Annotated in this window: 23 protein-coding genes; 13 read left to right on the top strand and 10 right to left on the bottom strand. The window is 73.4% G+C overall.

What is annotated here, in order from left to right:
- Positions 1–351: 351 nt before the first annotated feature.
- A complete protein-coding gene (locus tag ABD191_RS24940) occupies positions 352–930 on the bottom strand; it encodes a YceI family protein (RefSeq protein ID WP_344086964.1) in 579 nt (192 codons plus the stop codon).
- Positions 931–1,118: 188 nt separating this feature from the next.
- On the opposite strand from ABD191_RS24940, the gene ABD191_RS24945 reads away from it, so the two are divergent.
- Both ABD191_RS24945 and ABD191_RS24950 read left to right on the top strand, forming a co-directional pair.
- The gene (locus ABD191_RS24945; RefSeq protein ID WP_344087101.1) at positions 1,119–1,559 is read left to right on the top strand and encodes a MarR family winged helix-turn-helix transcriptional regulator; all 441 of its coding nucleotides are present in this window, start codon (positions 1,119–1,121) and stop codon (positions 1,557–1,559) included.
- Between the two features lie 226 nt (positions 1,560–1,785).
- A complete protein-coding gene (locus tag ABD191_RS24950; protein ID WP_344086967.1) occupies positions 1,786–3,111 on the top strand; it encodes a TIGR04013 family B12-binding domain/radical SAM domain-containing protein in 1,326 nt (441 codons plus the stop codon).
- Here ABD191_RS24950 and ABD191_RS24955 read toward each other — a convergent pair.
- Entirely contained in the window at positions 3,048–4,064 is a 1,017-nt protein-coding gene (locus tag ABD191_RS24955; RefSeq protein WP_344086969.1) for a helix-turn-helix transcriptional regulator, read from the bottom strand. The two genes, ABD191_RS24950 and ABD191_RS24955, sit on opposite strands and share 64 nt — an antisense overlap.
- 93 nt (positions 4,065–4,157) lie before the next feature.
- Between ABD191_RS24955 and ABD191_RS24960 the strand changes: the two genes are divergently transcribed.
- On the top strand, positions 4,158–4,718 hold the full coding sequence (locus tag ABD191_RS24960; protein ID WP_344086972.1) for a DinB family protein: 561 nt from the start codon (positions 4,158–4,160) through the stop codon (positions 4,716–4,718).
- A gap of 3 nt (positions 4,719–4,721) precedes the next feature.
- On the top strand, positions 4,722–5,816 hold the full coding sequence (locus ABD191_RS24965; RefSeq protein ID WP_344086975.1) for a winged helix DNA-binding domain-containing protein: 1,095 nt from the start codon (positions 4,722–4,724) through the stop codon (positions 5,814–5,816).
- A 135-nt stretch (positions 5,817–5,951) separates the two neighbouring features.
- Here the strand turns inward: ABD191_RS24965 and ABD191_RS24970 are convergent, their stop codons facing one another.
- Entirely contained in the window at positions 5,952–6,596 is a 645-nt protein-coding gene (locus ABD191_RS24970) for a phosphatase PAP2 family protein (protein ID WP_344086978.1), read from the bottom strand.
- Between the two features lie 60 nt (positions 6,597–6,656).
- Between ABD191_RS24970 and ABD191_RS24975 the strand changes: the two genes are divergently transcribed.
- The 6 genes from ABD191_RS24975 (at position 6,657) to ABD191_RS25000 (ending at position 13,191) form a co-directional block, all read left to right on the top strand.
- Entirely contained in the window at positions 6,657–7,910 is a 1,254-nt protein-coding gene (locus ABD191_RS24975; protein WP_344086981.1) for a PucR family transcriptional regulator, read from the top strand.
- A 99-nt stretch (positions 7,911–8,009) separates the two neighbouring features.
- Positions 8,010–9,176: an acyltransferase domain-containing protein gene (locus tag ABD191_RS24980; protein ID WP_344086984.1), complete on the top strand. Its 1,167-nt coding sequence runs from the start codon at positions 8,010–8,012 to the stop codon at positions 9,174–9,176.
- Positions 9,173–10,108: a beta-ketoacyl-ACP synthase III gene (locus tag ABD191_RS24985; RefSeq protein WP_344086988.1), complete on the top strand. Its 936-nt coding sequence runs from the start codon at positions 9,173–9,175 to the stop codon at positions 10,106–10,108. Before ABD191_RS24980 ends, ABD191_RS24985 begins: the two co-directional genes overlap by 4 nt.
- Before the next feature lie 64 nt (positions 10,109–10,172).
- Positions 10,173–10,412, top strand: coding sequence for an acyl carrier protein (locus ABD191_RS24990; protein ID WP_344086990.1), 240 nt, complete (start codon positions 10,173–10,175; stop codon positions 10,410–10,412).
- Between the two features lie 90 nt (positions 10,413–10,502).
- Positions 10,503–11,729: a beta-ketoacyl-ACP synthase II gene (gene fabF, locus ABD191_RS24995; protein ID WP_344086992.1), complete on the top strand. Its 1,227-nt coding sequence runs from the start codon at positions 10,503–10,505 to the stop codon at positions 11,727–11,729.
- Positions 11,730–11,742: 13 nt separating this feature from the next.
- Positions 11,743–13,191 carry an acyl-CoA carboxylase subunit beta gene (locus ABD191_RS25000; protein ID WP_344086995.1) on the top strand — a complete coding sequence of 483 codons (1,449 nt, stop codon included), beginning with the start codon at positions 11,743–11,745 and terminating at the stop codon, positions 13,189–13,191.
- 36 nt (positions 13,192–13,227) lie between these two features.
- On the opposite strand, the gene ABD191_RS25005 is transcribed toward ABD191_RS25000, so the two are convergent.
- From ABD191_RS25005 to ABD191_RS25015, 3 genes are all read right to left on the bottom strand, one after another.
- Positions 13,228–15,528: a hypothetical protein gene (locus ABD191_RS25005; RefSeq protein ID WP_344086998.1), complete on the bottom strand. Its 2,301-nt coding sequence runs from the start codon at positions 15,526–15,528 to the stop codon at positions 13,228–13,230.
- A 124-nt stretch (positions 15,529–15,652) separates the two neighbouring features.
- A complete protein-coding gene (locus ABD191_RS25010; protein ID WP_425560850.1) occupies positions 15,653–17,350 on the bottom strand; it encodes a glycoside hydrolase family 3 N-terminal domain-containing protein in 1,698 nt (565 codons plus the stop codon).
- Between the two features lie 43 nt (positions 17,351–17,393).
- The gene (locus ABD191_RS25015) at positions 17,394–17,885 is read right to left on the bottom strand and encodes a DUF3145 domain-containing protein (protein ID WP_344087003.1); all 492 of its coding nucleotides are present in this window, start codon (positions 17,883–17,885) and stop codon (positions 17,394–17,396) included.
- 252 nt (positions 17,886–18,137) lie between these two features.
- Between ABD191_RS25015 and ABD191_RS25020 the strand changes: the two genes are divergently transcribed.
- On the top strand, positions 18,138–18,464 hold the full coding sequence (locus ABD191_RS25020; RefSeq protein ID WP_344087006.1) for a hypothetical protein: 327 nt from the start codon (positions 18,138–18,140) through the stop codon (positions 18,462–18,464).
- 76 nt (positions 18,465–18,540) lie between these two features.
- Here ABD191_RS25020 and menC read toward each other — a convergent pair whose 3' ends face one another.
- Genes menC through ABD191_RS25035 form a run of 3 tightly spaced genes read right to left on the bottom strand, consistent with a single transcriptional unit; the run spans position 18,541 to position 21,275 of the window.
- On the bottom strand, positions 18,541–19,656 hold the full coding sequence (menC, locus tag ABD191_RS25025; RefSeq protein ID WP_344087009.1) for an o-succinylbenzoate synthase: 1,116 nt from the start codon (positions 19,654–19,656) through the stop codon (positions 18,541–18,543).
- On the bottom strand, positions 19,647–20,618 hold the full coding sequence (locus ABD191_RS25030) for a GNAT family N-acetyltransferase (protein WP_344087012.1): 972 nt from the start codon (positions 20,616–20,618) through the stop codon (positions 19,647–19,649). The genes menC and ABD191_RS25030 overlap by 10 nt, the downstream gene beginning before the upstream one ends.
- A gap of 33 nt (positions 20,619–20,651) precedes the next feature.
- Positions 20,652–21,275 (bottom strand): carbonic anhydrase, encoded by a 624-nt coding sequence (locus ABD191_RS25035; RefSeq protein WP_344087015.1) that lies wholly within the window; start codon positions 21,273–21,275, stop codon positions 20,652–20,654.
- Between the two features lie 98 nt (positions 21,276–21,373).
- Here ABD191_RS25035 and ABD191_RS25040 point away from each other — a divergent pair, with 98 nt between their 5' ends.
- On the top strand, positions 21,374–22,318 hold the full coding sequence (locus ABD191_RS25040; RefSeq protein WP_344087018.1) for an alpha/beta fold hydrolase: 945 nt from the start codon (positions 21,374–21,376) through the stop codon (positions 22,316–22,318).
- Positions 22,319–22,374: 56 nt separating this feature from the next.
- Complete coding sequence (locus ABD191_RS25045; protein WP_344087021.1) at positions 22,375–23,169, top strand: DedA family protein; 795 nt, start codon at positions 22,375–22,377, stop codon at positions 23,167–23,169.
- Here the strand turns inward: ABD191_RS25045 and ABD191_RS25050 are convergent.
- Positions 23,123–26,530 carry a S8 family serine peptidase gene (locus tag ABD191_RS25050; RefSeq protein ID WP_344087024.1) on the bottom strand — a complete coding sequence of 1,136 codons (3,408 nt, stop codon included), beginning with the start codon at positions 26,528–26,530 and terminating at the stop codon, positions 23,123–23,125. The two genes, ABD191_RS25045 and ABD191_RS25050, sit on opposite strands and share 47 nt — an antisense overlap.
- Positions 26,531–26,592: the final 62 nt, after the last annotated feature.

Raw genomic sequence — 26,592 nt, forward strand, 5'->3', positions numbered from 1 at the left:
CCCCATTTTCGCGCCTCCAGGGCGCCCGGCCACGGGCCCGATGATTTGGACGATTTGGCGCCTTACCCGGGGTCAATTTGACACGCGAAACCACCCAAACGTCGAACGGGGCGGGCGGTGGGCGAACGGGGCGGGCGGGCGAACGGGGCCGGGCGGGCGGGCGGGGCGGGCGGGTGCGTGGGCGGCGTGGGGGGTGGGCGGCGCGGGGAGTGGGCGCGGTGGATACGGGTCGGAACGGGGCGGGGTCGGCGCAGGGCTGTGCGGGGTGCGGACAGCGGGTCCGACGGACGGCGAAGGGGCCGCCAGCGGGTGCTGGCGGCCCCTTCCGCTCCCGGGGGGGACGGGGGCAGATCAGGCCTGGCGGATAGCCTCGGCGCCGATCTCGATCTTGATCTTCCGGCCGACGAGCACGCCGCCGGTCTCCAGGGTCTGGTTCCAGGTGAGGCCGAAGTCCTCGCGGTCGATCTCGGTCGACGCGGTGAAGCCGATGACCTCCTGGCCCCAAGGGCTCTTGGCGACGCCCTCGAACTCGACCTCCAGTTCGACCTCGCGGGTGACGCCGGCGATGGTCAGGTCGCCGACGAGGGTGAACTCGTCGCCTTTGAACTCCGCGACGCGGGTGCTGGTGAAGGTGAGCTCCGGGTGGGCCTCGACGTTCAGGAAGTCGCCGCTGCGCAGGTGGTTGTCCCGGTCGGCCTGGCCGGTGTTGACGCTCTTGGCGGCGATCGTCACGTTCACGGACGAGGCGAGCGGGTCCTCGCCGACGGTGACCGTGCCGGTGACCTCTTCGAACGCGCCCCGGACCTTGGAGACCATGAGGTGCCGGGCAACGAAACCGACCCTCGTGTGGGCCGGGTCGAGGGCGAACGTGCCGGCGACCGGGATCGTGGTGCCCTGGTAGTCGCGGGTAGCGAGCGCAGGCGTGGTCATTGCGTAATCCTCCATGAGCTGAAGCTTGTACAGACGATGTCTGACGCAACAATAATAGTCTGAGCAATAATCCCCATGTCAAGGGTTGCTAGGATAGCTGTGTGACAGCACACCTCCCTGCCTCCACGAACGCCCCGCCCGCCGCCGAGCACGACCCGGCCCGCTACGACGACGACCGGATCACGGCCATGGGCCTGCTGGCCGAGGTCATCGGTGGCCTCAACGCCAAATTCTCCGCCCAGTTCGCCGAGCACCGCCTCGCCCCGGTCGAATTCGAGGTGCTGCTCCGGCTGGCCCGCACGCCCGCACAGGCCTTGCGCATGACCGACCTCGCCACCCAGACGCTGCTCACCACGAGCGGCATCACCCGGGTCGTCGACCGGCTCGAGCGCGACGGCCTCGTGCGGCGCTTCGCCTGTCCCACTGACCGCCGCGGCCTGCTCGCCAGTATCACGGACGAGGGCCTCGCGCGCCTCAACGGCGTCCTGCCCGGCCACCTCGACATGATCGACAACTGGTTCACCGGCCGCCTTGACGCGGAGGAGCTGGCCGCCTTCCTCGCCACCCTGCGCAAGCTGCGCGACACCGTCCGCCCCGGCGCGGTCGCGGGCGCCCGCTCCGCCTGCTGAGCGCCCGCGACCCCGCCGGCAGGACGGAGCACCGACGGCCCGACCGCCACCAGGAGAGCGCCGACGGCGCGACCGCCCGGCACGAGAGCACCGACGGCGTGGCCGCCCGGCACGAGAGCACCGACGGCGACCGGGCCCTGCCGGCGTCCGACCCGGCCGCGACGGGTCGCGCCGGTGGGCTGACCCGTGGCCTCCCGCCGGCCCCCGGGTCAGTAGGGTCGGCGGGGTGGATCTGTCGATCGTGCTGCGTTACCGCAAGGCGGTGACGTACGGGCATCACACGCTGCTCGCCGCGCTGGAGGAGCACGAGACGCCGGTGCGGTACGAGGTGCGCTTCGGGACCGATGCGGCCACGACCACCGCCGAGATCCAGACCGCGCTCAGCGGCGCGGCGCGCGTACTCGTGTTGTGGTCTTTTTATTCGCCCGATGCCGAGGCGCTGTCCGCCGAACTGGCCGGCATCAAGGCTGCGGTCGACGACCCGCGCGTGATCCACGTCGCTGGCGGCGTGCACGCGACCGCCGAACCGGTGCGGACGCTGGACGCCGGGTGGGACGTGGCCGCCGTGGGTGAGGGCGAGGCCACGCTGCTGGGGCTCGTGGACGCGGCCGGCGGCGGGAAGGACCTCGCGGGCGTGCCCGGGCTGGTGTTCCGGGACGCGGCCGGGGAGGTCGTGAAAACCGGGCGGGCCCATCGGGCGCCGCTGGACCGGTACCGGGCGTTTCCGGTGACGTACAAGCGGTTCAACCCGATCGAGATCACCCGTGGGTGCGTCTACGCGTGCCGGTTCTGCCAGACGCCGTTCATGTTCTCCGCGAAGTTCCGCCACCGGTCCGTCGAGAATGTCCGCTGGCACGTGCGGCGGATGCGCGCCGCGCGGCTGCGCGACGTCCGGTTCATCACGCCGACCTCGCTGTCCTACGGCACTCAGGATGAGACGCCCGACCTCGCCGCCGTGGAGGAGCTGCTCGCCGCGTGCAAGGAGGAGATCGGCCCGGACGGGCGGGTGTTCTTCGGCTCGTTCCCGTCCGAGATCCGGCCCGAACACATCACCGTCGAGGCGCTGCGGCTGGTCCGCAGGTACTGCGCCAACGACAACCTGATCGTCGGCGCGCAGTCGGGCTCCGCGGACGTGCTGGAGACCGCGAAGCGCGGCCACGACGTGGAGGCCGTGCGCCGAGCGGTGCGGGTCGGCATCCAGGAGGGGTTCCGCATCAACGTCGACATGATCTTCGGGATGCCGGGCGAGGGCCCGGCTGAGGTGGACCAGTCACTGGCGCTCGCCCGGGAACTGGCCGACCTGGGGGCGCGCATCCACGCGCACACGTTCATGCCGCTGCCCGGTACGCCGTGGCGCGACGCTCCGCCCGGCCGCGTGGACGCGGAGACGATCCGCGAGGTCGATCGGCTCAGCCGCCGTGGCGCGCTCTACGGTCACTGGCAGAAACAACAGGACCACGCCGTACGCCTGGCGGACGCGGCGGCCGCCTACCCCCGCCCGCGCCGGTCCCGCACGCTGCCGGTGCTGCCCTCCCCGGCCGCCGACGAGTGACCGGCCGCCGCCGCGAACCGGCGGGCCAGGTGCCCGAACGCGGTCTTCAGTTCCGGTGGGCCGACCACCTCGATGTCGGCGTCGAACCGGCCGAGGGCGGCCGCGAGGCCCGGCCATGACCAGGCGCTCATGATGACGCGGCAGCGGTCCGGACCCAGTTCCTCGACGAGGGCGTCGCCCGCGTAGCTGGACACCACGCCGGCGGGCAGGTCGAGGATCACCTCGCCCCGGCAGGGCAACACGCGGGCGGAGCCCTGGAACCTCGCGGCGATGAAGGCCGCCACGTCCCCGCCCGGCAGGTCGCGGGGCGTGAAGCGGGGCCCGGTGGGGGTGCGCGGGGCGATCCGGTCGACCCGGAACGTGCGCCAGTCGTCGCGGTCGAGATCCCAGGCCACGAGGTACCAGCGCCCGCTCCAGGTCACCAGGTGGTGCGGGTGCACCCGCCGGGGAGGGGCGCCGGCGGCCGCGGTCGCGTAGTCGAAGCGCAGCGCCTCGCGGGCGTGGACAGCGGCGCTGAGGGTCACCAGTACCTCGGGATTGACCTGGGGATTCGTCCAGGGGCCGACACGGTCGACCGCGGTGACGCGCAGCGCGTCGACCCGGTGGCGCAGCCGCGCGGGCATGACCTGCCGGACGGTGTTCAGCGCGCGCGTCGCGGCCTCCTCGATGCCGGCTCCGGTCGTGGCCGCGGTCTGCAACGCGACGGCGAGCGCGATGGCCTGCTCGTCGTCGAAGAGCAGCGGCGGCAGGTTCGTGCCGGCGCCGAGCCGGTAGCCGCCCTCGGGACCCTTCGTGGCCACGATCGGGTAGCCGAGTTCGCGCAGGCGGTCGACGTCGCGACGGACGGTGCGCGGGCTGATGGCCAGCCGGTCGGCCAGCAGCGACCCCGGCCAGTCCCGGCGCGCCTGCAGCAGGGAGAGCAGCGCCAGCAGGCGCGCGGAGGTCTTCGGCATGTCGCCAGTATGGCCGGGAGAAGAGGACAGATCCTGACCGCTTCCGGTGCGAGGGTGATCCCGTACCCATCCGACCGGAAGGATCTGATGACGATGACGACCACGACGCTCGAGGCCGAGCGGGCGGACCTGCTCGCGGAGTTGGCGATCGCCCGTACCGCCCTGATCAACACGACCCGTGGCCTCACGGACGAGCAGGCCGGGCTGCGCCCGACGGTCAGTGCCCTCAACCTGGCCGGGCTGGTCAAGCATGTCGCGGCCATGGAGGAGCGCTGGCTGCGGTTCGTGGTGGAGGGACCGTCGGCCATGAGCTTCGACCTGCCCGACGGGGTGACCTGGGCCGACATCGAGGCCGGCACCGCGCGGGAGGTGCCGCAGTGGCTGATCGACCACCAGAACGGCTTTCGCCTGCTGCCCAGTGAGACGCTGGCCGGGGTCCTCGCGCGTTACGCGGACGTCGCCGCGCACACCGAGAAGATCATCGCAGATGTGCCCGACCTGTCCGCGACGCATCCGGTGCCGGACGCGCCCTGGAAGCCGGGCGAGGTCTACAGCGTGCGCCGGGTGCTGCTGCACGTCATCGCTGAGACCACCCAGCACGCCGGGCACGCCGACATCCTGCGCGAGTCCATCGACGGCCAGAGGGCGACCTGATCGATGACCACTCTGGACGCCCGCGCCCTCAACCGCGCGACCCTGGCCCGGCAGTTGCTGCTCGACCGCGCCGACCTGCCGGCGCTCGACGCGGTGGCGCACGTGTGCGGGCTACAGGCGCAGGAGCCGCAGGAGCCGTTCGTCGGGCTCTGGTCGCGGGTGCGGGCGTTCAACCCGGCGGCGCTGTCGGATCTCCTCCTCGGTCGTCAGGTGGTCCGCACGCACCTGATGCGTGCGACCCTGCACCTGCTGACCGCCGACGACGCCCTGGCGTGGCGGGCCCGCCACAACGCGATGCTGCGCCAGCGCATCCTCGGGGCGTTCCGCCGCGACCTCGTCGACGTCGACCTCGGCAAGCTCGCCGAGGTCGGCCGGGCGGTGCTGGCCGACGGCGTACCCCGCACGATGGCCGAGCTGGTCCGGGCGGTCGCGCAGCACTGGCCGGCCGTGCCGCCCCAGGCCCTGGGCGCGATGCTGGTGTGCGCCCTCGTTCCGATGGTCCAGGTGCCGCCGCGCGGGGTCTGGCGCACGAAGGCGGGCGTGCGCAACCTGCCGCTCGTCGCGTGGCTCGGCCGCGACATCGACCCGCTCGCTCCGGACGACCCGGCCGGCCAGGCGATGGTCCGGCGCTACCTGGCCGCGTACGGTCCGGCCGCCACGGCCGACATCCGCGCCTGGTCGGGGGTGGCCGGGCTGCCCGCGACGGTCGCCGCGATGCGCGGCGAGCTGGTCACCTTCCGCGACACGCGGGGTCGCGAGCTGCTCGACCTGCCCGGCGCGCCCCGCCCCGACCCGGACACGCCCGCGCCGGTGCGGTTCCTGCCGGCGTTCGACAACGCGATCCTCGGGTACGACGACCGCAGCCGGATCATCGACGACGCCGACCGGGGCCTGTCGGTCGCCGGCGAGCGCGTCGTCCTGGTCGACGGCCGGGTCGCCGCGACGTGGCGCGTCGAGGCCGAGGCCGTCACGGTGTTCCCGCTGCGCGGCTTCACCGGCGGCGAGCGTTCCGCCGTCGAGGAGGAGGGACAGCGCCTGGCGTCGTTCCTCTCCGACGGCGCCGGCGACCGGGTACGCGTCAACGCGGACCCGACCTGACCGGCATCGTCCGCCTCGGATGGATCTTCGACATGGCCACGTGCTGCGACGCGCCATCGTGGACAGCCCGGCCGCCCGGCTGACCGGCGCGTTCGTCATCGGCGCGGGCCGCACGTCGCGGCCCGCGCCGTCGTGTCAGTCCTTCCGGCGGGCGGCGGTCACAGCTGTGGCGAGGGCGTACGCCGGGGGGACGAGCGCGACCGCGCACAGCCAGCCGCCCACGACGTCGCTCGGCCAATGGACGCAGAGCACGGCTCTGCTCACCCCCACGAGGCCGGCCCAGGCGATCATGCCGGTGACCAGCGCGACGCGGGACCACGCGCGACGCGCGGCGGGCCAGATCAGGATGGTCAGCAGGATCGCCCCGGTCGCGGCGGCCATCGTGTGGCCGCTGGGGAAACTGGGCGGCTCGACCTGGACGAAGAAGGCCGGCGGGCGGGGGCGGTAGACCAGCAGTCGCAGGGCGCGGAACACCAGTTGGGACGCCAGCACCGCGAGCGACACCGCGAGCGCGTCCCGCTGGCGGCCCAGCCGGACCAGCACGACGACCGCGACCAGCCAGACCAGGAGCCCGAACGCCGAGGCGCCCGCGTGCGTGATCACCTTCCAGACGGCGGTCCAGGTGCCGTGGGCGGCGCCGAAGACGTACAACCGGGTGTTGATGGTCTGGTCGAGCGTGGCGAGCGGGCCCCACGAGGTCTGCACCGCGAGCGTCAGCGCCACGAGCGCGAGCCCGCACAGGATCGCGGCCGGCCACCATCCGCGCCCGCCGCCCCGCATCGGACCATGATCGCACGGCGTGGCGTGCGGGGTCACGAGCCGGCGTGCGAGGCTGGTCCGATGGCGGCAGGTGGGGCGGACGGCGAGCTGACCGAGAGCGTACGGATGATCGAACGCGCGGCGGGCGGGCTCGCCACGGCGAGCGTCGCGCGGATGGACGAGGTCCTGCCGTGGTTCCGCGAGCTGCCCGCCGACCAGCGCGCCTGGGTCATGCTCGTGGCACAGGCCGGCGTGCGCTCCTTCGTGGAGTGGCTGCGCGAGTCCGGCCGGCAGGCGGACGGCACCCAGGAGGTGTCCGACGAGATCTTCGACGCGGCACCGCGGGCGTTGGCCCGGTCGATCAGCCTGCAACAGACCGTGCAGCTCATCCAGGTCACCATCGACGTCGTCGAGATGCAGGTGGCACACCTGGCCGCCCCGGGCGAGGAACGCGCGGTGTCCGACGCGATGCTGCGCTTCTCGCGCGAGGTGGCGTTCGCGGCCGCCCGGGTGTACGCGCGGGCCGCGGACTCGCGGGGCGCCTGGGACGCGCGGCTGCAGGCCCTGCTGGTGGACGCGCTGCTGCGCGGCGATTCCGCCGACGAGCTGGCCAGCCGGGCGGCAGCGCTGAACTGGGGCGACACGTCGCCGGTGGCCGTGGCCGTGGGACGCTCGCCGGGCGGGGAGGCGGCGGCCGTACTGCACGTGCTGCACCGGCTGGCCCGCCGCATCGGGGTCGACGTGATCGGCGGCGTGCACGGCGACCGGCTGGTGCTGGTGCTCGGGGGCACGCACGACCCGGTGCACACGACGGAGCGGCTGCTGGCCGCGTTCGGGGAGGGTCCCGTGGTGGTCGGGCCGCCCGTGCCGAGCCTGGACGAGGCGACCGAGTCCGCGCGGGCGGCGCTGGCCGGGTTCCGGGCGGTACCGGCGTGGCCGAGCGCTCCCCGGCCCGTCTCGGCGACCGAGCTGCTGCCGGAGCGGGCCCTGGCGGGCGATGCGGAGGCGCGGCGCATCCTGCGGCAGGAGATCTACGGCGCGCTCGTGCGCTCGGGCGGGGAGCTGCTGGAGACCCTGGACGGGTTCTTCACGGCCGGCAACGTGCTGGAGAGCGCCGCCCGCGCCCTGTACGTGCACCCGAACACGGTCCGCTACCGGCTGCGGCGGATCGCGGAGATCACCGGGCTCACGCCGACGACGTCACGCGACGCCTTCGCGCTGCGCGTGGCGCTGACGATCGGGCGGCTCGATCCGGCCGTACCGGCGCCGCCCCCGCCGATCGCCCCGGCGTTGGACGTGACCCCGGATAGCGACATACCGGTCAGTCAAATGTGACCTGAGTCTACGTTTTGGAGACTTCCTACAAAGATAGTCGTTGGGTTTCGTGGACTGTGCGCACGAACTAACCCAGTGGTATCCGGAAGAGTCGTAGTCGTGCTCGCCGTACTCGCTCCCGGACAGGGAGCCCAGAAGCCCGGCTTCCTCGCTCCATGGCTCGAACTTCCCGGCGCCGAGGCCCGCCTGCGCTGGTGGTCGGCCCTCGCCGGGACGGACCTCGTCCACCTCGGCACTGAGGCCGACGCCGACGAGATCAAGGACACCGCCAAGACCCAGCCGCTCCTGGTCGCCGCCGCGCTGCTCGCGGCGGGGCAACTCCCCCTCGACGACGTCGGCCTGGTCGCCGGCCACAGCGTCGGCGAGCTCGGCGCGGCCAGCATCGCGGGCGTGCTCACCCCCGAGTCGGCCGTCACGCTCGCCGGGGTGCGCGGGCGCGAGATGGCCGCGGCCTGCGCGCTGGAGGCCACCGGCATGTGCGCCGTGCTCGGCGGCGACCCCGCCGAGGTGCTCGCCGCGATCGACGCCGCCGGCCTCACCCCCGCCAACCGCAACGGTGCCGGCCAGGTCGTGGCCGCCGGGTCGCAGGCCGGACTGGAGAAGCTCGCGGCCGCCCCGCCGGCCAGGGCGCGCATCATCACGCTGCAGGTGGCGGGCGCGTTCCACACGCCGTACATGGCGCCGGCCGAGCAGGCCCTGGCCGCCGTGGCCGGCGGCATCACGGCGACGAACCCGCACAAGATCCTGCTGTCGAACGCGGACGGTGCCGCGGTCGCGCACGGGCCGACCATGCTGTCGCGGCTCATCGCCCAGGTGACCGCGCCGGTGCGCTGGGACCTGTGCATGCGCACCATGGCCGACCTCGGCGTCACGGCGGTCATCGAGCTGCCGCCCGCCGGCACGCTGGCCGGGCTGGTCAAGCGCGAGCTCAAGGACAACCTGCCCGAGATCGTCACCCTGAACACCCCGGACGACCTCAAGGCCGCCCGGGACCTCATCGCCCGCCACGCCGTGGCGCCCAGCCACGAGCCGACGATGGCGTTCCTCGTGGCGGTCGCGCCGGTGGCCGGGACGTTCGAGCCGCTCGACGGGCTGGACGAGGGGACGAACGTCACCGACAACCAGGTGATCGGCCACATCGTCACCCGCCAGGGCCGCACGGAGGTGCTCGCGCACGACCCGGGCGTCCTCGTCGAATGGCTCGCCCACCACGAAGACCCGGTCGCCCCCGGGCAGCCCCTCGCCCGCATCGGAGGCCACCTATGAGCAGGATCATGAGCCTCGGCCACTACCAGCCGTCGCGGGTGCTCACCAACGACGACCTCGCGCAGATGGTCGACACCAACGACGAGTGGATCCGCGACCGCGTCGGCATCGCCACCCGCCGCATCGCGGCGCCGGACGAGTCGGTCGCCGACATGGCCTCGGCCGCCGCGGAGAAGGCCCTCGCCAGCTCCGGGCTGACCGCGGCCGACATCGACCTGGTCGCCGTCGCCACCACGTCGTCGATCGACCGCTGCCCCAACGTCGCCGCCCGGGTCGCGGCGCGCCTCGGCATCACCGCGCCGGCCGCGTACGACCTCAACACGGCCTGCTCGGGCTTCTCGTACGTGCTGGCGACCGCCGACCACGCGATCACCGCGGGCGCGTCGCGCAACGCCCTGGTCATCGGCGCGGAGAAGCTCTCCGACATCACGGACTGGACCGACCGGTCCACGTGCATCATCTTCGGCGACGGCGCGGGCGCCGCCGTGATCACCGCCGACGCCGAGGGCGAGCGGCCCGGCGTCGGCCCGGTCGTGTGGGGCTCCGCGCCGAGCGAGGCGATCCGGATCGAGGGCTGGCGCCCGTACATCCAGCAGGAGGGCCAGGCGGTCTTCCGGTGGGCGACCACGGCGCTCGCGCCGATCGCGCTGCGGGCGTGCGAGCGCGCCGGCGTCGCGCCCGCCGAACTGGCGGCGTTCGTCCCGCACCAGGCCAACACCCGCATCATCGACGGCATCGCCAAGCGCCTGGGCCTCACCGACGCCGTCATCGCCAAGGACATCGTCGAGTCCGGCAACACCTCGGCCGCGAGCGTCCCGTTGGCCCTGTCGAAGCTGGTCGAGCGCGGCGAGGTGCCCTCGGGCGCCCCGGTGCTGCTGTTCGGCTTCGGCGGCGGCCTCACGTACGCCGGGCAGGTCGTCCGCTGCCCGTGACCGAAACGTCGCCGGGCGGCAGACCGCTCGCCCGGACAGACCCCAAAGAAGGGAAGCACCGCACATGACCCGTGAAGAGATCACCGCCGGCCTCGCCGAGATCCTCGAGGAGGTCGCCGGGGTGAACCCGGACGACGTGGCCGAGGCGAAGTCCTTCACCGACGACCTGGACGTCGACTCGCTGTCGATGGTCGAGGTTGTCGTGGCGGCCGAGGAGAAGTTCGGCGTGAAGATCCCCGACGAGGAGGTCCAGAACCTCAAGACCGTCGGTGACGCGGTCTCCTACATCCTCAAGGCAGCCTGAGCTGCTCTGTCGTCCTGGCGGCCGGTCGGCCGCCTCGGTAGCGGGGGCGGCCGACCGGTCGCCCCCCGCAGAAACGTGAGAAGGCCGAACGTGACGCGTCCAGACGTAGTCGTCACCGGGCTCGGCGCGACCACCCCGCTCGGCGGGGATGTCGCGTCGACCTGGGAAGCCATGCTCGCCGGACGGTCCGGCGTGCGCGCCATCGAGCAGGAGTGGGCCGCCGACCTGCCGGTCAAGATCGCGGCACAGCTCCTGGTCGAACCGTCCGAGAAGATCGACCGGGTGAAGCTGCGCCGGCTCGACCGCTCCGAGGCGGTCGCACTGATCGCGGCGCAGGAGGCGTGGGCCGACGCCGGGCTCGACGGCGCCGACGTCGACCTCGAGCGCCTGGCGGTCAGTGTCGGCACGGGCATCGGCGGGGCGCAGACCCTGCTCGCCCAGGACGACATCCTCGAAGCCAGCGGCGCCCGCCGGGTCTCCCCGCACACCGTGCCCATGCTCATGCCCAACGGCCCCGCGGCCTGGGTCGGCCTGGAACTGCACGCCAAGGCGGGCGTCCACTCGGTGGCCAGCGCGTGCGCGACCGGCGCCGAGGCGATCGCGCTGGGCCTGGACATCATCCGCTCCGGCCGGGCCGACATCGTCGTGGCCGGCGGCACCGAGGCGGTCGTGCACCCGCTGCCGATCGCGGGCTTCGCCGCCGCGCGGGCCATGTCGACCCGCAACGACGAGCCCGAACGCGCCTCCCGGCCGTGGGACAAGGGCCGCGACGGCTTCGTCCTCGGCGAGGGCGCGGGCGTGCTCGTCCTGGAGAGCGCCGAGCACGCCGCTGCCCGTGGCGCGCGGGTGTACGCCCGCCTCGCGGGTTCCGGCGTCACGTCCGACGGCTTCGACATCGTCCAGCCCGACCCGGAGGGCTCCGGCTTCGTCCGGGCCGTCCGCAAGGCGCTGGCCGACGCCGACCTGTCGCCGGCCGACATCGCGCACGTCAACGCGCACGCCACCTCGACGCCGACCGGCGACATGATCGAGGTGAACGGGCTGCGGGTCGCACTCGGCGACCACCCGGTGCTCACCGCGTCCAAGTCGATGGTGGGTCACCTGCTCGGCGCGGCCGGCGCGGTCGAGTCCATCGCGACCGTCCTCGCCATCCGCGACAGTGTCGTACCGCCGACCATCAACCTCGATGACCCGGACGACGGCCTCACGCTGGACGTCGCCGCGCACAAGCCGCGGCCACTGGACATCCCCGCCGCGCTGAACAACTCGTTCGGCTTCGGCGGCCACAACGTCGCCCTCATCTTCACGCGTCCCTGACCCGGAGGTTGCCGTGACCGCCACCATCCCGACCGCCGACGAGTCCGTCGTCGACCGCCGCGATCCCGAGGTACGCCTCAAGGCTCTCCTCGACCGGGGCTCGCTGCGCCCCATCGCGGCCCGCGACGAGCGCAGCGGCCCGGACAACTCCGGCGTGATCAGCGCCCGGGGCCAGATCAACGGCGCCCCGGTGATCGCCTTCGTCACCGACGCCACCCTCATGGGCGGTGCGCTGGGCATCGGGGGCTGCCAGCTCATCACCGAGGCGATCGACACCGCCGTGCGCGAGCGCGTGCCGGTCATCGGCCTCTGGCACTCCGGCGGGGCCCGCCTGGCCGAGGGCGTCGTCGCCCTCGACGGCATCGGTCTGATCTTCGCCGCGATGGTCCGCGCCTCAGGCCGCGTACCGCAGATCTCGGTCGTGCTCGGCCCGGCCGCCGGCGGTGCCGCGTACGGCCCGGCGCTCACCGACGTCGTGATCATGTCGGACTCGGCCCGCATCTTCGTCACCGGCCCGGAGGTCGTGCGCAGCGTCACCGGCGAGCAGGTCGACATGGCGCGCCTCGGCGGCCCCGAACCGCACGGCCGCCGCTCCGGCGTGGCCCATGTGACGACGAAGGACGAGGCGAGCGCGCTGGAGGCGGCCCGCACGGTCGCCTCGTTGCTGGGCCACCAGGGGCGCCTCTCGCCGGCCGACGTGCCGGACGCGGAGGCGGACGCGGACGGCCACGACCTCGCCGCGCTGTTCCCGCCGGAGGCCAGCCGGGCGTACGACGTGAAGCCCGTGGTGACCGCGCTGCTCGACGAGCCGGGCGTGGAGCTGCACGCCAAGTGGGCGCCGAACGTGGTGACCACGCTGGGCCGCTTCGCCGGGCGTACGGTCGGCGTCATCGCCAACAACCCGATGCGGCTCGGTGGCTGCCTCGACGCGTCCAGCGCCGAGAAGGCCGCGCGGTTCGTGCGGATGTGCGACTCGCTCGGCGTACCGCTGATCGTGGTCGTGGACGTGCCCGGCTACCTGCCCGGCCTGGGCCAGGAGTGGGAGGGCGTGGTGCGCCGCGGCGCCAAGCTGCTGCACGCCTTCGCCGAGGCGGTCGTGCCCCGCGTCACGCTGGTGACCCGCAAGGCGTACGGCGGGGCGTACATCGCGATGAACTCCCGCTCGCTGGGCGCCACGGCCGTGTACGCGTGGCCCAACGCGGAGGTCGCCGTCATGGGCGCCAGCGCGGCCGTGAACATCCTGCACCGCAAGAAGCTGGCCGCCACCCCGGCGGAGGAGCGCGAGACGCTGCGCGCCCAGCTGGTGGAGGAGCAGATCGCGACGGCCGGCGGCGTCGGCCGGGCGCTGGAGATCGGCGTGGTGGACGACGTCATCAAGCCGTCCGAGACCCGCCGCCGCATCGCCGAGGCGCTCGCCAACGCGCCCGCGGCCCGCGGCGCGCACGGCAACATCCCGCTGTAACGCGACCGCGCGTAAGGGCGGCCGGTCCGGCCGCCCTTACGCGCGCAGCTGGTACACCGCGAACGGACCCGAGTCGTAGACCTTCGTGGCGAGCGCGGCCAGCTGCGAAGACTCCGTGCCCGCCGCGCGGTCGACGACGAGCCAGCGCACCCCGTGACGCGCGTAGAGGTCCCGCAGTCCCTCGGCGGTCGGCGCGGTGATCGCGGCGTCGTTGGCGGCGAGCAGCGCCTGGTCCCAGAACGGCTGGCGGTAGTCGCCGGTGATGCGCGGCGCGAAACCCCAACCCTCGATGAGCACCCGCCGCTCGGCGTACGCGCTGAGCCAGAAGGTCCGCGAGTCGCAGACCTTCCCGCGCGACAGCATCCGCCAGCAGTGCCGGTTCGTCGCGATGACGTCGTCGGGCGCGCTGTGGTCGCGCACCCAGCGGGCGACGTCGACCTGCGAGCGCGGCATGGGTACGGCGGCCCCGATGCTGCCTCCATTGGGGACGCTGAGCGACTTGGCGGAGTCCATGATCAGGCCCGGGATACCGGCGACGAGCACGAGCGTGAGCAGCACGAGCCCACCCCGGCGGCGCATGCCGCGCACGAACCGGGCGGTCAGCCACCACAGGACGCCGCCCACGACGGCCACAGCGGCGAGGACGCCGGCCCATTGCAACATGGGCAGCAGCTGGGAGTAGGGCGCCGCCCCGGTGACCGGCCCGGCGAAGGCGAGCTGCGCCCAGATCAGCACGGCCGCGAAGGCGACCGTGACGCCCGCGAGCGCCCACCGACCCCACCGGGGCAGGGCCACCCGCTCGGCCAGCTCGACGTACCCCCAGGCGGACAGGATCACCCCGAAGGTGAACCCGGCCCGGGTGAAGTACTGGTTGCCGCCCGAGGTCTGGGTGAACACGAAGTAGCAGGCCGGGCCGGCGATGGCGCCGCCGAGCAGGAAGACCTGCACCGGCTCCAGCCGCATGCGCCGCTGCCACAGCAGCGCGATGATGCCGGCCTGGCGCAGTTGCAGGTTGAGGAAGAACGCGGCGAACACGCCCACGACGACCCAGACCTGTGCCCAGCCGGTCTTGCCGGAGTCGGTCCAGAACCGCTCCAGCCCGGAGAAGAAGCCGACCGCCACCCCGTACGTCTGGAAGTTGAAGAGGACCACCGTCGCGAAGAGTTGGGCGGCCGCGGCGATGAGCAGCGCGGCGCCCACCCGCCACGGGATCCGCCGCCGGGCCGCGAACATGATCACGACGGTGAACAGCAGGGCGGCGAGCACGATCGGCAGCGAGCTGGCCTTCGCGCCGCTGGAGGCGAACAGCAGCAGCGCGGCGAGCCCGTAGGCGCCCGCGCCGATCAACGGCACGGCGGCCGGCTTGTCCGAATCCTGCCGGCGCACGATGTCGGCCAGCGGCGCGATCACGGCGATGAGCAGCACCCAGCTGTAGATCATCGACATGCCGTGCCAGATGACGAACGTCGCCTGGGTGCCCATGGGCGTCGTCACCGGGTCGGTGAAGTTGAACTCGCCGACCACCCAGAACAGCGCGGCGGCCACGGCCCCGACCCACGGCCGGCCGCTGACCCGCCAGCCGACGACGGCGGTGAGCACGACGGCGAGCACGCACAGCGCCGGCACGGCCAGCCGCAACGCGACGACGGGCAGGTCGATGCCGCCGATGATGCTGGTCATGGCCATGTGCACGTAGGCGAACCAGTGGTAGTGCAGCGGCTCGCCGGCGACCTGCGGCAGGTGCACGGGCAGGTGGTTCTTGACCTCGCCGGCCAGCGACAGCTGGTAGGCCAGGTCGATGTACTGCGCGGTGGCCTCCGACGTCGGCAGGATCGGGTTGCGGAACAGGAAGACCTGCGACAGGTACGCGGTGAAGGCCACGGCCGCGGCGCTCACCGCCCATGACCACCCCACGGGTACGGGCTGGTAGCCGCGTACCCACCAGTGGCGGCGCAGCCGGGGCACCGCGACGAACGCGACGACGACGGCCAGGGGCCAGGTCCACAGCGCGCCGCGCACGTCGAGCGCGGAGAACACGGCCCAGGCGGCGAGTTCGAGCGTGAGGCCGACCGCCGCACCCATGGCGAGGTCCTCGACGAGCGTGTGCGGGGTGCGCCGCAGGGCGCGGTAGACGAGCGTGCCGGGCAGCAGCACGGCGAGCAGGACGTAGCCCGCGAACCGGCCCAGGTCGGCCACCGACGTGTCCGTGCCGATGAGGATCGCGGCGCACGCCGCGACGGCGGCGACCGGTGGCGCCCAGCGCAGCCACCACGGCCGGGCCGGCGGGGTCCGTTCGACCGTGTCCGCCGACGCCCGCTCCACCACGAGGCTTCCCATCCGCCCAGTCCCGTCCGACGCTCCAGGTGGGTGCACCTCGCCCGGCGCACGTTCATGATCGATGGTGAGAGAGCTTAGCACCGGAGAAATGGATCTTATTGGGGTGCTTTGTCGGTGGTCGCGCCTACTGGGCGGCGCAGGAACTGCGGGCGAGGCCGGCGACCGCGACCGGCGAGCGGCCCGGTGCGGCCGCCTTACCCGCCAGCACGTCGGCGAGGGCCTCCAGGGCAACCGGCGTCGACGAGTACGTCGCCATCCGGACGGGCGACGACGCGCGGGCCAGGATGAACGGCGTGTCCATGGCGACCGTGACGGCGGCGGCCGGGTGCAGGTCCGCCGGGCCGTCCCCGTACCCGACGAGATGCACGATCGTGGACCTGCCCGGTTTATCCGAACGCCTGCCGACCGAGGCGGCGACGCCCGCCCGCTTGAGGGCCGCCGCCAGCAGCGCGGCCTTGTCCTCGCGGCCGTCCGCCGCCGTCACCCGCACCGGCCCGCGCACGAGGGGCGGCTCGCACGATCCCTTGAGGACGGTGATCGAAGCGGCGGCCACCCGCGCGGCGGCGGCCCGGTTCGGTGAGGAGCCCACGGCGTCGAGGCCGGAGCCGCCCGCGGGCGCCACCTTGGACCGCACGGTCAGCACCCGGGTGGCCGCGTCGAGCAGGCGCTCCCTCGGCAGCCGGCCGCCGCGCAGCGCGTCGAGCAACCCGCGCTGGGCGGCACCCAGGTCCGGCGGCATGAGCAGCAGGTCGTTGCCCGCCAGGAGCGCGCGCACGGCTGCCTCGCCGGGCGCCCACCGCTGCGCGGGGGCCATGTTGAGCGCGTCCGTGACCACCGCGCCCGTGAAGCCGAGCTGCTTGCGCAGCAGGCCGTTCAGCACCTTGGACGAGAAGCTCGCCGGCCTGCCCCGGTCGATCGCGGCGACCTCCAGGTGGCCGGACATCACCAGCCAGGCGCCCGCGTCGATGCCGGCCTGAAACGGCGGCAGGTCGCCGGCGCCCAGCGCCGCGCGGCTCTGCTTGAGCAGCGGCAGGTCGGTGTGGCTGTCCGTGGCCGTGCGGCCGTGCCCCGGGAAGTGCTTGACGCTCGCGGCGACCCCGGCGCCCTGCAGCCCACGCGTCACGGCCGCGACCTGGGCCGCGACCGCCTTCGGGTCGCTGCCGTACGACCGGGAGCCGATGACCTTGTTGGCGGCCGAGCCGAGCACGTCGGCCGTCGGCGCGAAGTCGAGGTTGACGCCCAGGGCCAGCAGCTCGGCGGCGACCGCCCGCCAGGCGGCCTCGGTGAGGTCGGGCCGGGCGGCCGCGCCGAACGCCATCGCGCTGGGCAGCTGCGTGATGCCCGAGGTCACCCGGGTCACGAACCCGTACTCCTGGTCGATGCCGACCAGCAGCGGGAGGTCGCCGGGGGTGTCGGCGGCCCCGTGCAGGGCCTTCGTGAGCGCGCGCACGGTCTCGACCTGGTCGGCGCCGGCCGGCGGCGAGCCCATGAGGATCACCCCGCCGACGTGATGGTCGCGCACGAGGGCTGCGGAGACCGCCGCCGGGTCGCCGAGGTTGATCGTGGGCATCAGCACCGCGCCGACGAGCTGCTCGTCGGTCAGGCCGGCCGCGAGCGCGCGCATGGGGTCGGCGGCGGAGGTCGCCGGGGCGGACGGCGGGCCGCCGGTCGCGCCGGACCCGGTCACGGCCGGCCCGGGCGCACGCGGCGACGGCGAGCAGGCCGCCCCCGCGCAGGCCAGTCCGGCCACCGCGACAGCGGCGGCGACTCTCCGGGCAGCCCGGCTGCAGGCTCCGATGCGCACCGGCCTACCCCACCACATCGCCGCCGCGCCGTCGACTTGGGCGCTCGCGTGTCCGGCCGCCTCACCCGACGCGGGTGAGCCACGTCGGGGTCGCGCCCTCGCCCGCGTACCGGTAGGGCTCCAGTTCGGCGTCCCAGGCGGCGCCGAGGGCGCCCTGCAGGGCGTGGGCCAGGCCCTCGTGGCCGCGGGTGGTCGCGATCAGGTGCCGCACGAGGTCCTCGCCCAGCTGGATATCGCCGTTTGCGCTGGTCGCGGCCCGGAACAGGCCCAGGCCGGGGACGAACATGAACCGCTCGCCGTCCGCGCCGGGCGACGGCTCCTCGGTGATCTCGAAGCGCAGCATCGGCCAGACCCGCAGCGCGGCGGCGAATTCCGCGCCCGTGCCCGGGCGGCCCGTCCACGTGCACTCCGTGCGACGGGCAGCCGACTCGACCGGTTGCGGGCTCCAGTCGAGCCGCACCGGTGTGCCGAGGACGCGCGCCACGGCCCACTCGACGTGGGGAGCCACGGCGAGCGGCGCCGAGTGCACGTAGATGACGCCACGGGTTGACACAGCAGGCCTCCAGGGACGAGGTGCGTCTTCCCCTACGACCTCGTACCGCAGATGTCCGCGGCGCTCTCACTCGTACAACGATTGTCGTCCGAAGTGGTCACGTCACTGGCTTATTCATGATGACTGCTGTGGCCAGTGTGGCAAAAGTGCACAACCGGGTGAGGCGTCGCACGGCCGGTCGGTCGCGCTGACAGCGTCGGGTAGGATTGTTCTGCTCTTCGTGTCCGCACCATTTCATCAGGGAGTCCCGGCGTGGCCAACAACACCTCGAAGACTGCGCGCGCATCAGTCCGGGCCGGTCAGGCCACCGGCGGCGCCCTCTCCGTGCTCGGTGAGTTCAAGTACCTCATCCCGCTCAACGGCGGCAAGCACGCGTACGTGCGCAACCTGACCAACGGCAAGACGGTGCACCTGCGCACGGACTCGGACGCCTTCGTCGAGGAGATCCGCGTGCTGAGCGCGGCCGGCCACGGCACCAAGATCCGTGCCGAGTTCGTCGCTCTCGCGGCGGCGCACCCGACCCACGGTTGGGACGCGACCGAGAAGCGCCTCGTCGAGGCTGGCGTCTTCGAGGGCTGAGACCCTCGACACACAGCACAAGGCCCCCGCGACGCTCGGCGTCCGGGGGCCGTTCGCTGTCCGCGCCGGCCGTGGGCTACAGCGGCAGCCAGGTGGTCGCCGTCGTGACCTCGTCGAGGACGCCCGGCAGCGGGGTCACGCCCAGCCCCGGCCCGTCCGGGACGGCCACGTGCCCGTCCTCCAGCACGAACGGCCTGGTCACGTCCTGGGCGAAGTACCGGTCGGAGGCGGACGTGTCGCCCGGGAGCACGAAGCCCGGCAGGGCAGCCAGCGCCAGGTTGGCCGCGCGACCCACGCCGGTCTCCAGCATCCCGCCGCACCACACCGGCACGCCGTTGGCCACGCACACGTCGTGCACCCGGCGGGCCTCCAGGTAGCCGCCGACCCGGCCCGGCTTCACGTTGACCACGGAGGTGGCGCCCAGCGCGATCGCGTCGGCCGCCGCCCGCGCCGAGGTGATCGACTCGTCCAGGCAGACCGGGGTGGCGATCGATCGGGCGAGCGCCGCGTGGCCGCGCAGGTCGTCCTCCGCCAGCGGCTGCTCGATGAGCAGCAGGTCGAAGGCGTCGAGCCTGGCCAGGTGCCGGGCGTGGGCCAGGGTGTACGCCGTGTTCGCGTCGACCTGCAGCAGCACCTCGTCGCCGAAGCGCTCCCGGACGGCGCGCACGGGCGCGATGTCCCAGCCCGGTTCGATCTTCAGCTTGATCCGCACGTACCCCTGGTCCAGGTATTTCTCGACGGCCTCGATCAGCTGCGGGATCGAGTCCATGATGCCGACCGACACCCCGGAGGGCACCCGGTCGCGCACCGCGCCCAGATAGCCGCCGAAGGACATGCCGGCCGCGCGCAGCTGGGCGTCGAGGATCGCGGTCTGCAACGCGGCCTTGGCCATGGGATGGCCCTTGACCTCGGCGAAGATCGGCTCCACCGTGTGCGCGTCGAGCGTGCCGGCCGCGTTGAGGCCGGCCAGCCCGGGCAGCAGGAACCGGCTGATCACGTCGGCGGCCCCGTCGACGTACTCGGCGGAGTAGAGCGGGGCATCCATGGTCACGCACTCGCCCCAGCCCTCCGCGTCGGGCGTGACCGCCCGCACGAGCAGCACGTCACGCGCCACCTCGGTGCCGAACGAGGTCCGAAAGGGTGCCACGAGGGGCATGGCGATCCGCCGCAACTCCACACCGGTCAGTCGCACTGGCCGCTCCTCCGCTCGTCGCTGACCAGGACATACCAGCCGGCCCGGTCGAAGCCGTCAAACCGGTAGCCGGCCGCCAGCGCCGCGCTCAGCGCGTCGCGCACGGCGTAGCGCCACGCCGCGGCGACCTCGGGCCGGCTGGGCCGCATGGCCTCGATGTCGGCCGGCAGCGCCACGAGCAACGCCGGCCCGGACGGCGGTGACCCCTCATCAGGGGACACCGGATCATCGCCTGTCCGGTCCACGAGAACGGTCGCGCCCGCCGACCGCAGCGCGGCGGCGTCAGGCGAGGTCAGCTCGCCGCGCGCGGCGGCCACCGCCCTGGGCGAGTCCACCTCCCACAGCAGCACGAGGCGGTCGGTCGCGTCGCCGGTGTTGATGCCGTCATCGAGCACGCCGTAGAAGTCCGGCTCGTACGCCACCGGCAGACCGCCGAGCTTCTGCAGGTTGAAATACGCGTTGCGGCTCAGCAGGGGATCGTAGGTCCAGGTCACGCGCCGGATGCCGCGTCGCAGGGCCCAGGCGCGCTGGTGCAGCTTGAGCACCCGGCCGACCCCCTGGCCCTGCCCACCCGGGACGACGCCCGCGAGGTGCGAGTGCAGCACGATTCCGTCGCCGTCCAGGCCGAAGAACGCCACGGAGCCGCCGATCAGCTCCCCCGACCGGTACGCCCCGACGACGTAGTTGCCGACGTGCACCAGCGCCCGCATGGTCGCGCAATTGATCACCTGGTCGACGTTGGGCGCCGACCACACCCGCTGGAAGAGCAGGGCGAGCGCGTCGAGATCGGCGACGCTGTCCAGCTCGCGCACCACGAGCCCCCGGTCAGCGGCGGCCCGCTCGGCGATGTCGGCGGCCTGGGCGACCACGCCCGGGTCGATCTCGGTCACCGCCGGCGCGGCCCCGCGCGGTGCGGGAACGGCGGCGGCGGTCGCGAGGTGGGCGTCGCCGGTGGGGGTCATACGTCAAGTTTGCCGGCTCCGGACCGGAAAACGTCAGGGTCCGGTCAGCAGTTCGACTTCGCCGGAATCAAGATTGTAGATGGCACCCGCGACGGCCACCTCGCCACGCGAGGTCGCCACGACGGGCAGCGCCCGCAACTGGGCCACCGTGAACAGCACATGGCGTCGCGTCGCCCGGGCCGCCAGCTCCTCCTCGGTGAGGGGCGCGCCGCCCGTGGCGACCTCCGCCTCCGCGCCGGTCACCGACGGCGCGATGACCTCGATGAGGTACGACAGCGCGCCCGGCGGCCGGGTGCCCGCCCGCACCGCCTCGACGGTCGAGGCGACCGCCCCGCACCGCTCGTGACCGAGGACGAGGACGAGGGGCACCGAGAGTTCCGTGACCGCGAACTCGATCGAGCCGATGAGCGCCCGGTCGAGGACGTGCGCACCGGAGCGGACGACCGCGATGGATCCGAAGTCCTGATCGAAGATCGCTTCCAGCGGTACCCGGGAGTCGATGCATCCGGCCACGACGGCGTACGGCTTCTGTTCGACCGAGCGCGCCGCCTCCGAGCTAACCTCGTGGCCATACCGTGGGGCCCCGCTGGTGAACCGGTCGTTGCCGGCAAGCAGGACTTCCAGTGCCTTCTGGGGGGTAACGCCCTGGGACCTCATGGTGACAAGCCTGTCGCACTCTTCACTGTTGTTAAAGCTTACCGATGGGTAATGCGAGGTCGATCACTGTCCGCCAGAATGGAAGGAGGGAGGGTGCCATGGATGCCACTATCCCGCTGGCCGACGGTGGCCACCTGTCCGTCGAGCGGCACGGACCGGCTGACGCCCGCGTCGCGGTCGTGCTGCTGCACGGCTGGACGCTGGACAAGCGCGCCTGGCGGCCACAGATCGAGACCCTGGTGGGTCAGGGACACCGCGTCATCGCGTACGACCTGCGCGGGCACGGCCGTTCGTCGCGGGTCCAGCCCGGGCAGGCGACCGTCGCGCAGCTCGCCGACGACCTGGCCGAGGTGCTGACGCTGGAACTCGCCCCCCGCCAACGGGCCGTGCTCGTCGGCCACAGCCTGGGCGGCATGGCGATCCTCGAACTGGGCGTCCGCCACCCCGAGGTGCTGGCCACGTCCGTGGGCGGCGCGGTGCTGGTCGCCACCAGCGCCGAGGGCTCGACCCACACGGACTACGGCCTCGCCCCGCAGGCGCTCGTCGCGGCGGCCCGCCGGTTTGAGCTCACGGGCGCCGCACTGCTGGCCCGGTCGGGTGCCTGGCGCCCGCATCGCGCGCTCTCCCCCGGCCTGCTGCCGTTCCTTCGCTGGCTGCTGTTCGGCGCGACCGCCCGCCGCGCGGACGTCCGCCTGACGCTGTCCAGCCTGTCGCGCACCCCGCTGAGCTCGATCGGCGGCTTCCGGCCGGCCGTTCACCTGCACCGCTGCCTGGACACCCTGCCGGCGCTGCGCGGCATGCCGGTCAGCGTCCTCGTCGGCACCCAGGACCGGCTCACGCCGCCGCGCTGCGCGCAGACGATCGCCGATGCCCTGCCGGACGCGGAGCTGACCGTGCTGCCCGACGCGGGCCACATGCTGAGCCTGGAGCGGCCCGCCGAGGTGGCCACGGCCATCTCGCGGGTGGCCACGGCGGCCGGCCGCCGGCGCCGCCCGCCCACCCCGCGCAGCGGCGCGGTCGACACAGCCGCGCGGCTCGTCTAACTTCGTTATGCCGGGTTCCACCCGGTCCGGCATTCGACGACGAACGGGGCGATACGGTGCATCTGATCGAGCAGTGGCTCACCGGCCTGCCCCCGCTGCTCGTCTACGTGACGCTCGGCTTGATCATCTTTACCGAGAGCATGGGCATCCCCGTACCCGGCGAAATCGTCCTCGTCACCTCCTCGATCATGGCCGCCAGTGGTGTCGTCGACATCGGCTGGGTGGCCGCGGCCGCCTCCATCGGCGCGATCGCGGGCGACTCCGTCGGCTACGCCATCGGGCGCCGGGGCGGGCGCGCCATGCTGGTGCGGCTCGGCCGGCGCTTCCCGAAGCATCTGGGCCCGGCCCACCTCGCGAAGGCCGAGAACCTTTTCGCCCGGTACGGCGTGTGGGCCGTGTTCTTCGGCCGGTTCGTCGCCCTGCTGCGCATCCTCGCCGGTCCGCTCGCCGGCGCCCTGCACGTGCCCTACCGCAAGTTCCTCATCGCCAACGCCACCGGCGGCGTCTGCTGGGCGGCCGGCACCGCGTTCGTCGTCTACGCGCTCGGCCAGCAGGCCGAGAAGTACCTCAAGGGCTTCTCCTGGGTCGCGCTGCTCGCCGCCGTGGTGCTCGGCATCGCCACGACGCTGTACCTGCGCCACCGCGCCGCGCGCGGGCTCGCGCTGGTCGAGGTCGCCGCCGAGGCGGCCGAGACCGTCGGCGAGACGGTCGCGGAGATCGCCGAAGCCGTCGACGAGATCGTCGAGGACGTCGTGGAGACGGTCGCCGGCGTGGCCGACCCGCGCGGGGCCGGCCACCCCCGGCTCACTGGCCCGGTCGCCGCACCGGCAACGGCGTCACAACCTCAGTGACGCCCGGCACGGCCGGGGTGCTCATCGTGGTCGTCACCCGGCCCGTGCCCTCGCGCGTGCCCCGCACCCACACGGTGTAGCGAAGCGGAGCGCCCACAATCGGAGCGGTCGCGAACACCTTCAGGTCGCGGGTGGGCAGGACCTCGCGCCCCAGGATCGCGGCCGCGGACCCGTTGACGTTCTCCGCGCCCACCACGAACGGCAGGTCGCGCGGCTTGGCCGGCAGCTTGGCCGGATCGTAGGCGAAGGTGACGTCCTGGCGGGACTCGCGCAGCGCCGCCGGCGAAGGCGGCCCGGCCACCCCCAGCCACAGCTGGAAATGGCGCTCGTCGCTGTCCGTGCCGTAGAGGTTCATCCGCCACTCGACGACCACCCACTTCTTCGTCCCCTTGGAGACGACCGCGACGGAGATGCCGGGCGCCTTCCGGCCGTCGAGGTCGGTCCAGAACGGCGCGATCGTGTTGTTCGGCCGGGCCCGGTCGGGCATCCGCACGACGCAGCAGTTGTCGTCCTCGGCCGTGCCGCCGCCCGGCACGACGTACCCGTTGGTGTCCACCCCGAGGCGCGTGAACCGCTGCCCGCCGTACGTGAACGGGGGCGTGTCGAAGTTGAGCAGCTCGTCGTCGCCGACCTTGTTGGGTTCGATGCCGAGGCGCGACAACGGCGTGTAGCTGTTGCCGGTGCCGCCCGGGCTCAGCGACGGCCGGCTCGGCGTGATGCCGGGGATGGTGCGCTGCTGAAGACGCACGAGGTTGTCGTCGATGATGCCGAGCGACGCCCGCGTCACGTCCAGGTTCGGATGCGTACGGGTGGTCAGCGTGACGCTCGTCGGCGTGTAGCCCCGGTTCACCGCCGTCACCGTGCACGCCGCCTGGGCGCCGACCGTGAGCTGCGCCGGGTCACACGTACTCGTGAGCTTCACGTCGCCCTGCTTGGGCACGAACGCCACCGGCAGGTGCAGGGCGGGCACGCCCGACCCGGCGGCCGGCACGAGCCGGACCTGGCCGAACACCTGCCCGCTCACCCCGGTGCTGCGGATGGTGACGGCCAGCCGCTGCCGGGCACCGGGCGCGAGGGTGAACCTCGCCGGGTTGACCGTGATGGCCGTGCCCTTCGGACCGGTGCCGACCGCCGTGTAGGTCAGCCCACGGCCGCTGACGTTGGCGACCGTGCGCGTGATGTCCAGCCGGCCCGGCATGACCGGGGCGTTGAGGGTCGGCAGGTTGAGCTGCACGCGCGCGACCGCGTCGTCGCGCGCGGCGGTCATCCGCGCGGCGGTCTCGTCGAAGGTCAGCCCCGGCTCGGCCGCGCGCGCCACGTCGATGCGCCCCGACCCCACCTCGAATGGCCCGGCCGGCGTCGTGAGGTCCTCCTTGAGGATGCGGGTGACCGCCGTGGTCACCATGGCCGAACGCACCTGGCCCGGCGTCCATCGGGGATGCAGCGACCGCAGCAGCGCGGCCGCGCCGGCGATGTGCGGCGAGGCCATCGACGTGCCGGCGATCGCCTGGAAGTACTGGCCCTGGGGGCCTTCCTCGACCTTGTTGGCGACAGGCGAGTGCCCCGCGAAGATCTGCACCCCCGGCGCGGAGATGTCGGGCTTGAGGAAGTCGCCGGCCGGCCCGCGCGACGAGAACGCGGCCAACACGTCGGCCCGGCCCGGCCGGCGGCGACCGTCGGTGAACTCCGCCTTCGCGCCCGGGTGGGCCGCCAGGAACGCCTTCAGCTGGGTGCCCTCCGCGAGGTGCACGGCCGGCAGCCAATGGTTGTCGGTCTCCACGTCGGCCAGCGTCGGGTTGTAGAGCACCATGCCCTCGGCTCCGCCGGCCTTGACGTTGTAGCCCTTGGTGACGCGCGGGTTGCCGCCCCGCTCGCACGCCACGATCTTCCCGGTGAACGTGCCGCGCGGCGCCGGCTTGTCGCACTGCTCGCTCGAATACGGCGGCGCGCTCGCGAGCACGATCGGATGTGCCGACAGCCCTCGGGTGATGGTGGCCCCGGCGAGCGTCGCTTTTGCCCCGTCGGGGGCGCTCAGCCGCAGCGTGGACGAGAACTCGCGGCGCTGGGTGGAGGCGGCCACCGTGGTCACCCACGGCGACAGGTGCTGGGTGGTGCCGGTCGCCGGCCCCTCGTTGCCCGCGGCGGCGGCCACGAAGACCCCCGCGGCGTACGCGTCGAGAAAGGCGAGTTCGACGACGTCCATGGTGGTGCCGCCGGAGATCGAATAGTTGATCACCTTGACGCCGTCCTTGACGGCCGCGGCGATCGCGGCCGCGGAGTCGGACGGGAAGCAGCCCTGCACGCCGCAGACCTTGTAGACGGACAGCCAGGCGCCGGGCGCGACCCCGCCGACCGGACCCCGGTCGATGCCCAGCGCCCGGGCCGGGCTCACGACGTTGCCCACGGCCGTGCTGCCGGTGTGCGTACCGTGGCCGTCGGAGTCGCGGGCGTTGTGGAACCGCTCGGCGCGGGCGCGATCCGGGTCGCCGAGGTAGGACTCCAGGAACGCCTGACCCGCGACGATCTTCCGGTTGCAGCGGAACGGCTCGTTGCCCGGCGTGAGCGGGTTGTCACCGAAGTCGCACTTGCGGGCCTTGCCATCGGCCCGGGGCGGCGGCACGCCGAGCTGGCCCTGGTCGGCGAAGGACGGGTGCTCCGGCCACGCGCCCGTGTCGAGCACGCCGACGATCACGCCGCGCCCGGCGGTCGCGGGCCCGCCCATGCGGGGGTAGATGTCCGTGGCGCCGATGAACTGCGGACTGGCGTCCGTGAGCGGACGCACGGGAGCGTCCGACTGCACGGCGACGACGCCCTTGATGGCGACGACGTCCGCGACCCGGTTCGCCGGGACGGTGAGGGCCACGCCGCCGTAGACGGTGCGCAGCCGCTGTCCGACGACCGCGCCGGGGACGCGCTCGCGCAGCTGGTCGATGAAGTCGCGCTCGCGACCCTCGACGTATGTCGTGTAACGCCGCTCGGCCGGCGCTTCGCGCAGGGTCCTGCCGGTGACCGAAGGGCTGGTGGCCGCGAAGCCGGGCACGTTGCCGGTATAGGTGGCCACCGGGTCGTAGTCGAGCTTCACCATCACCGGTACGGGCATGGTGTCCCGCCGGCCGAGCAGCCGCTCGTCGGTGCGGGCGAGCCGGCTGGTGAGTGCCTTGGCGACGCCGCCGGTCCGCTGCGGTGGCCCGAGTGCCAGGGCGGTCAGCCCGCCGGGATCGGGCGCGGTCAGCCCGCCGGGATCGGGCGCGGGCGCGCCCGCCGACGCTTGTCTCGGCTGAGCCGCGACGCCGCTGGTCAGGAGGAGTGCCAGTGCTAGGGCGGCGGCTGTGGACGGGCGTGACCAGCGTCGACGCTGCATGTCTCCTCCTCGGCGATGGCAGGCCGCCAAGCGGAGACAGGGTGCCGTGAGCTAGGCGGTAT

This window comes from Luedemannella helvata, from assembly GCF_039528415.1.
Taxonomy (GTDB): Bacteria; Actinomycetota; Actinomycetes; order Mycobacteriales; family Micromonosporaceae; genus Luedemannella; species Luedemannella helvata.

Excerpts from the sequence above, each read along its gene's own strand:
- ABD191_RS24985 (WP_344086988.1), top strand. The coding sequence starts at position 9,173 with ATGAGCAGGATCATGAGCCTCGGCCACTACCAGCCGTCGCGGGTGCTC.
- ABD191_RS24940 (WP_344086964.1), bottom strand. The coding sequence starts at position 930 with ATGACCACGCCTGCGCTCGCTACCCGCGACTACCAGGGCACCACGATC.
- ABD191_RS25005 (WP_344086998.1), bottom strand. The coding sequence starts at position 15,528 with ATGGGAAGCCTCGTGGTGGAGCGGGCGTCGGCGGACACGGTCGAACGG.
- ABD191_RS25050 (WP_344087024.1), bottom strand. The coding sequence starts at position 26,530 with ATGCAGCGTCGACGCTGGTCACGCCCGTCCACAGCCGCCGCCCTAGCA.
- ABD191_RS24970 (WP_344086978.1), bottom strand. The coding sequence starts at position 6,596 with ATGCGGGGCGGCGGGCGCGGATGGTGGCCGGCCGCGATCCTGTGCGGG.
- ABD191_RS24965 (WP_344086975.1), top strand. The coding sequence starts at position 4,722 with ATGACCACTCTGGACGCCCGCGCCCTCAACCGCGCGACCCTGGCCCGG.
- ABD191_RS24975 (WP_344086981.1), top strand. The coding sequence starts at position 6,657 with ATGGCGGCAGGTGGGGCGGACGGCGAGCTGACCGAGAGCGTACGGATG.
- ABD191_RS24990 (WP_344086990.1), top strand. The coding sequence starts at position 10,173 with ATGACCCGTGAAGAGATCACCGCCGGCCTCGCCGAGATCCTCGAGGAG.
- ABD191_RS25035 (WP_344087015.1), bottom strand. The coding sequence starts at position 21,275 with ATGAGGTCCCAGGGCGTTACCCCCCAGAAGGCACTGGAAGTCCTGCTT.
- ABD191_RS25040 (WP_344087018.1), top strand. The coding sequence starts at position 21,374 with ATGGATGCCACTATCCCGCTGGCCGACGGTGGCCACCTGTCCGTCGAG.
- ABD191_RS25010 (WP_425560850.1), bottom strand. The coding sequence starts at position 17,350 with ATGTGGTGGGGTAGGCCGGTGCGCATCGGAGCCTGCAGCCGGGCTGCC.
- ABD191_RS24955 (WP_344086969.1), bottom strand. The coding sequence starts at position 4,064 with ATGCCGAAGACCTCCGCGCGCCTGCTGGCGCTGCTCTCCCTGCTGCAG.
- ABD191_RS24960 (WP_344086972.1), top strand. The coding sequence starts at position 4,158 with ATGACGACCACGACGCTCGAGGCCGAGCGGGCGGACCTGCTCGCGGAG.
- ABD191_RS24945 (WP_344087101.1), top strand. The coding sequence starts at position 1,119 with ATGGGCCTGCTGGCCGAGGTCATCGGTGGCCTCAACGCCAAATTCTCC.
- ABD191_RS25030 (WP_344087012.1), bottom strand. The coding sequence starts at position 20,618 with ATGACCCCCACCGGCGACGCCCACCTCGCGACCGCCGCCGCCGTTCCC.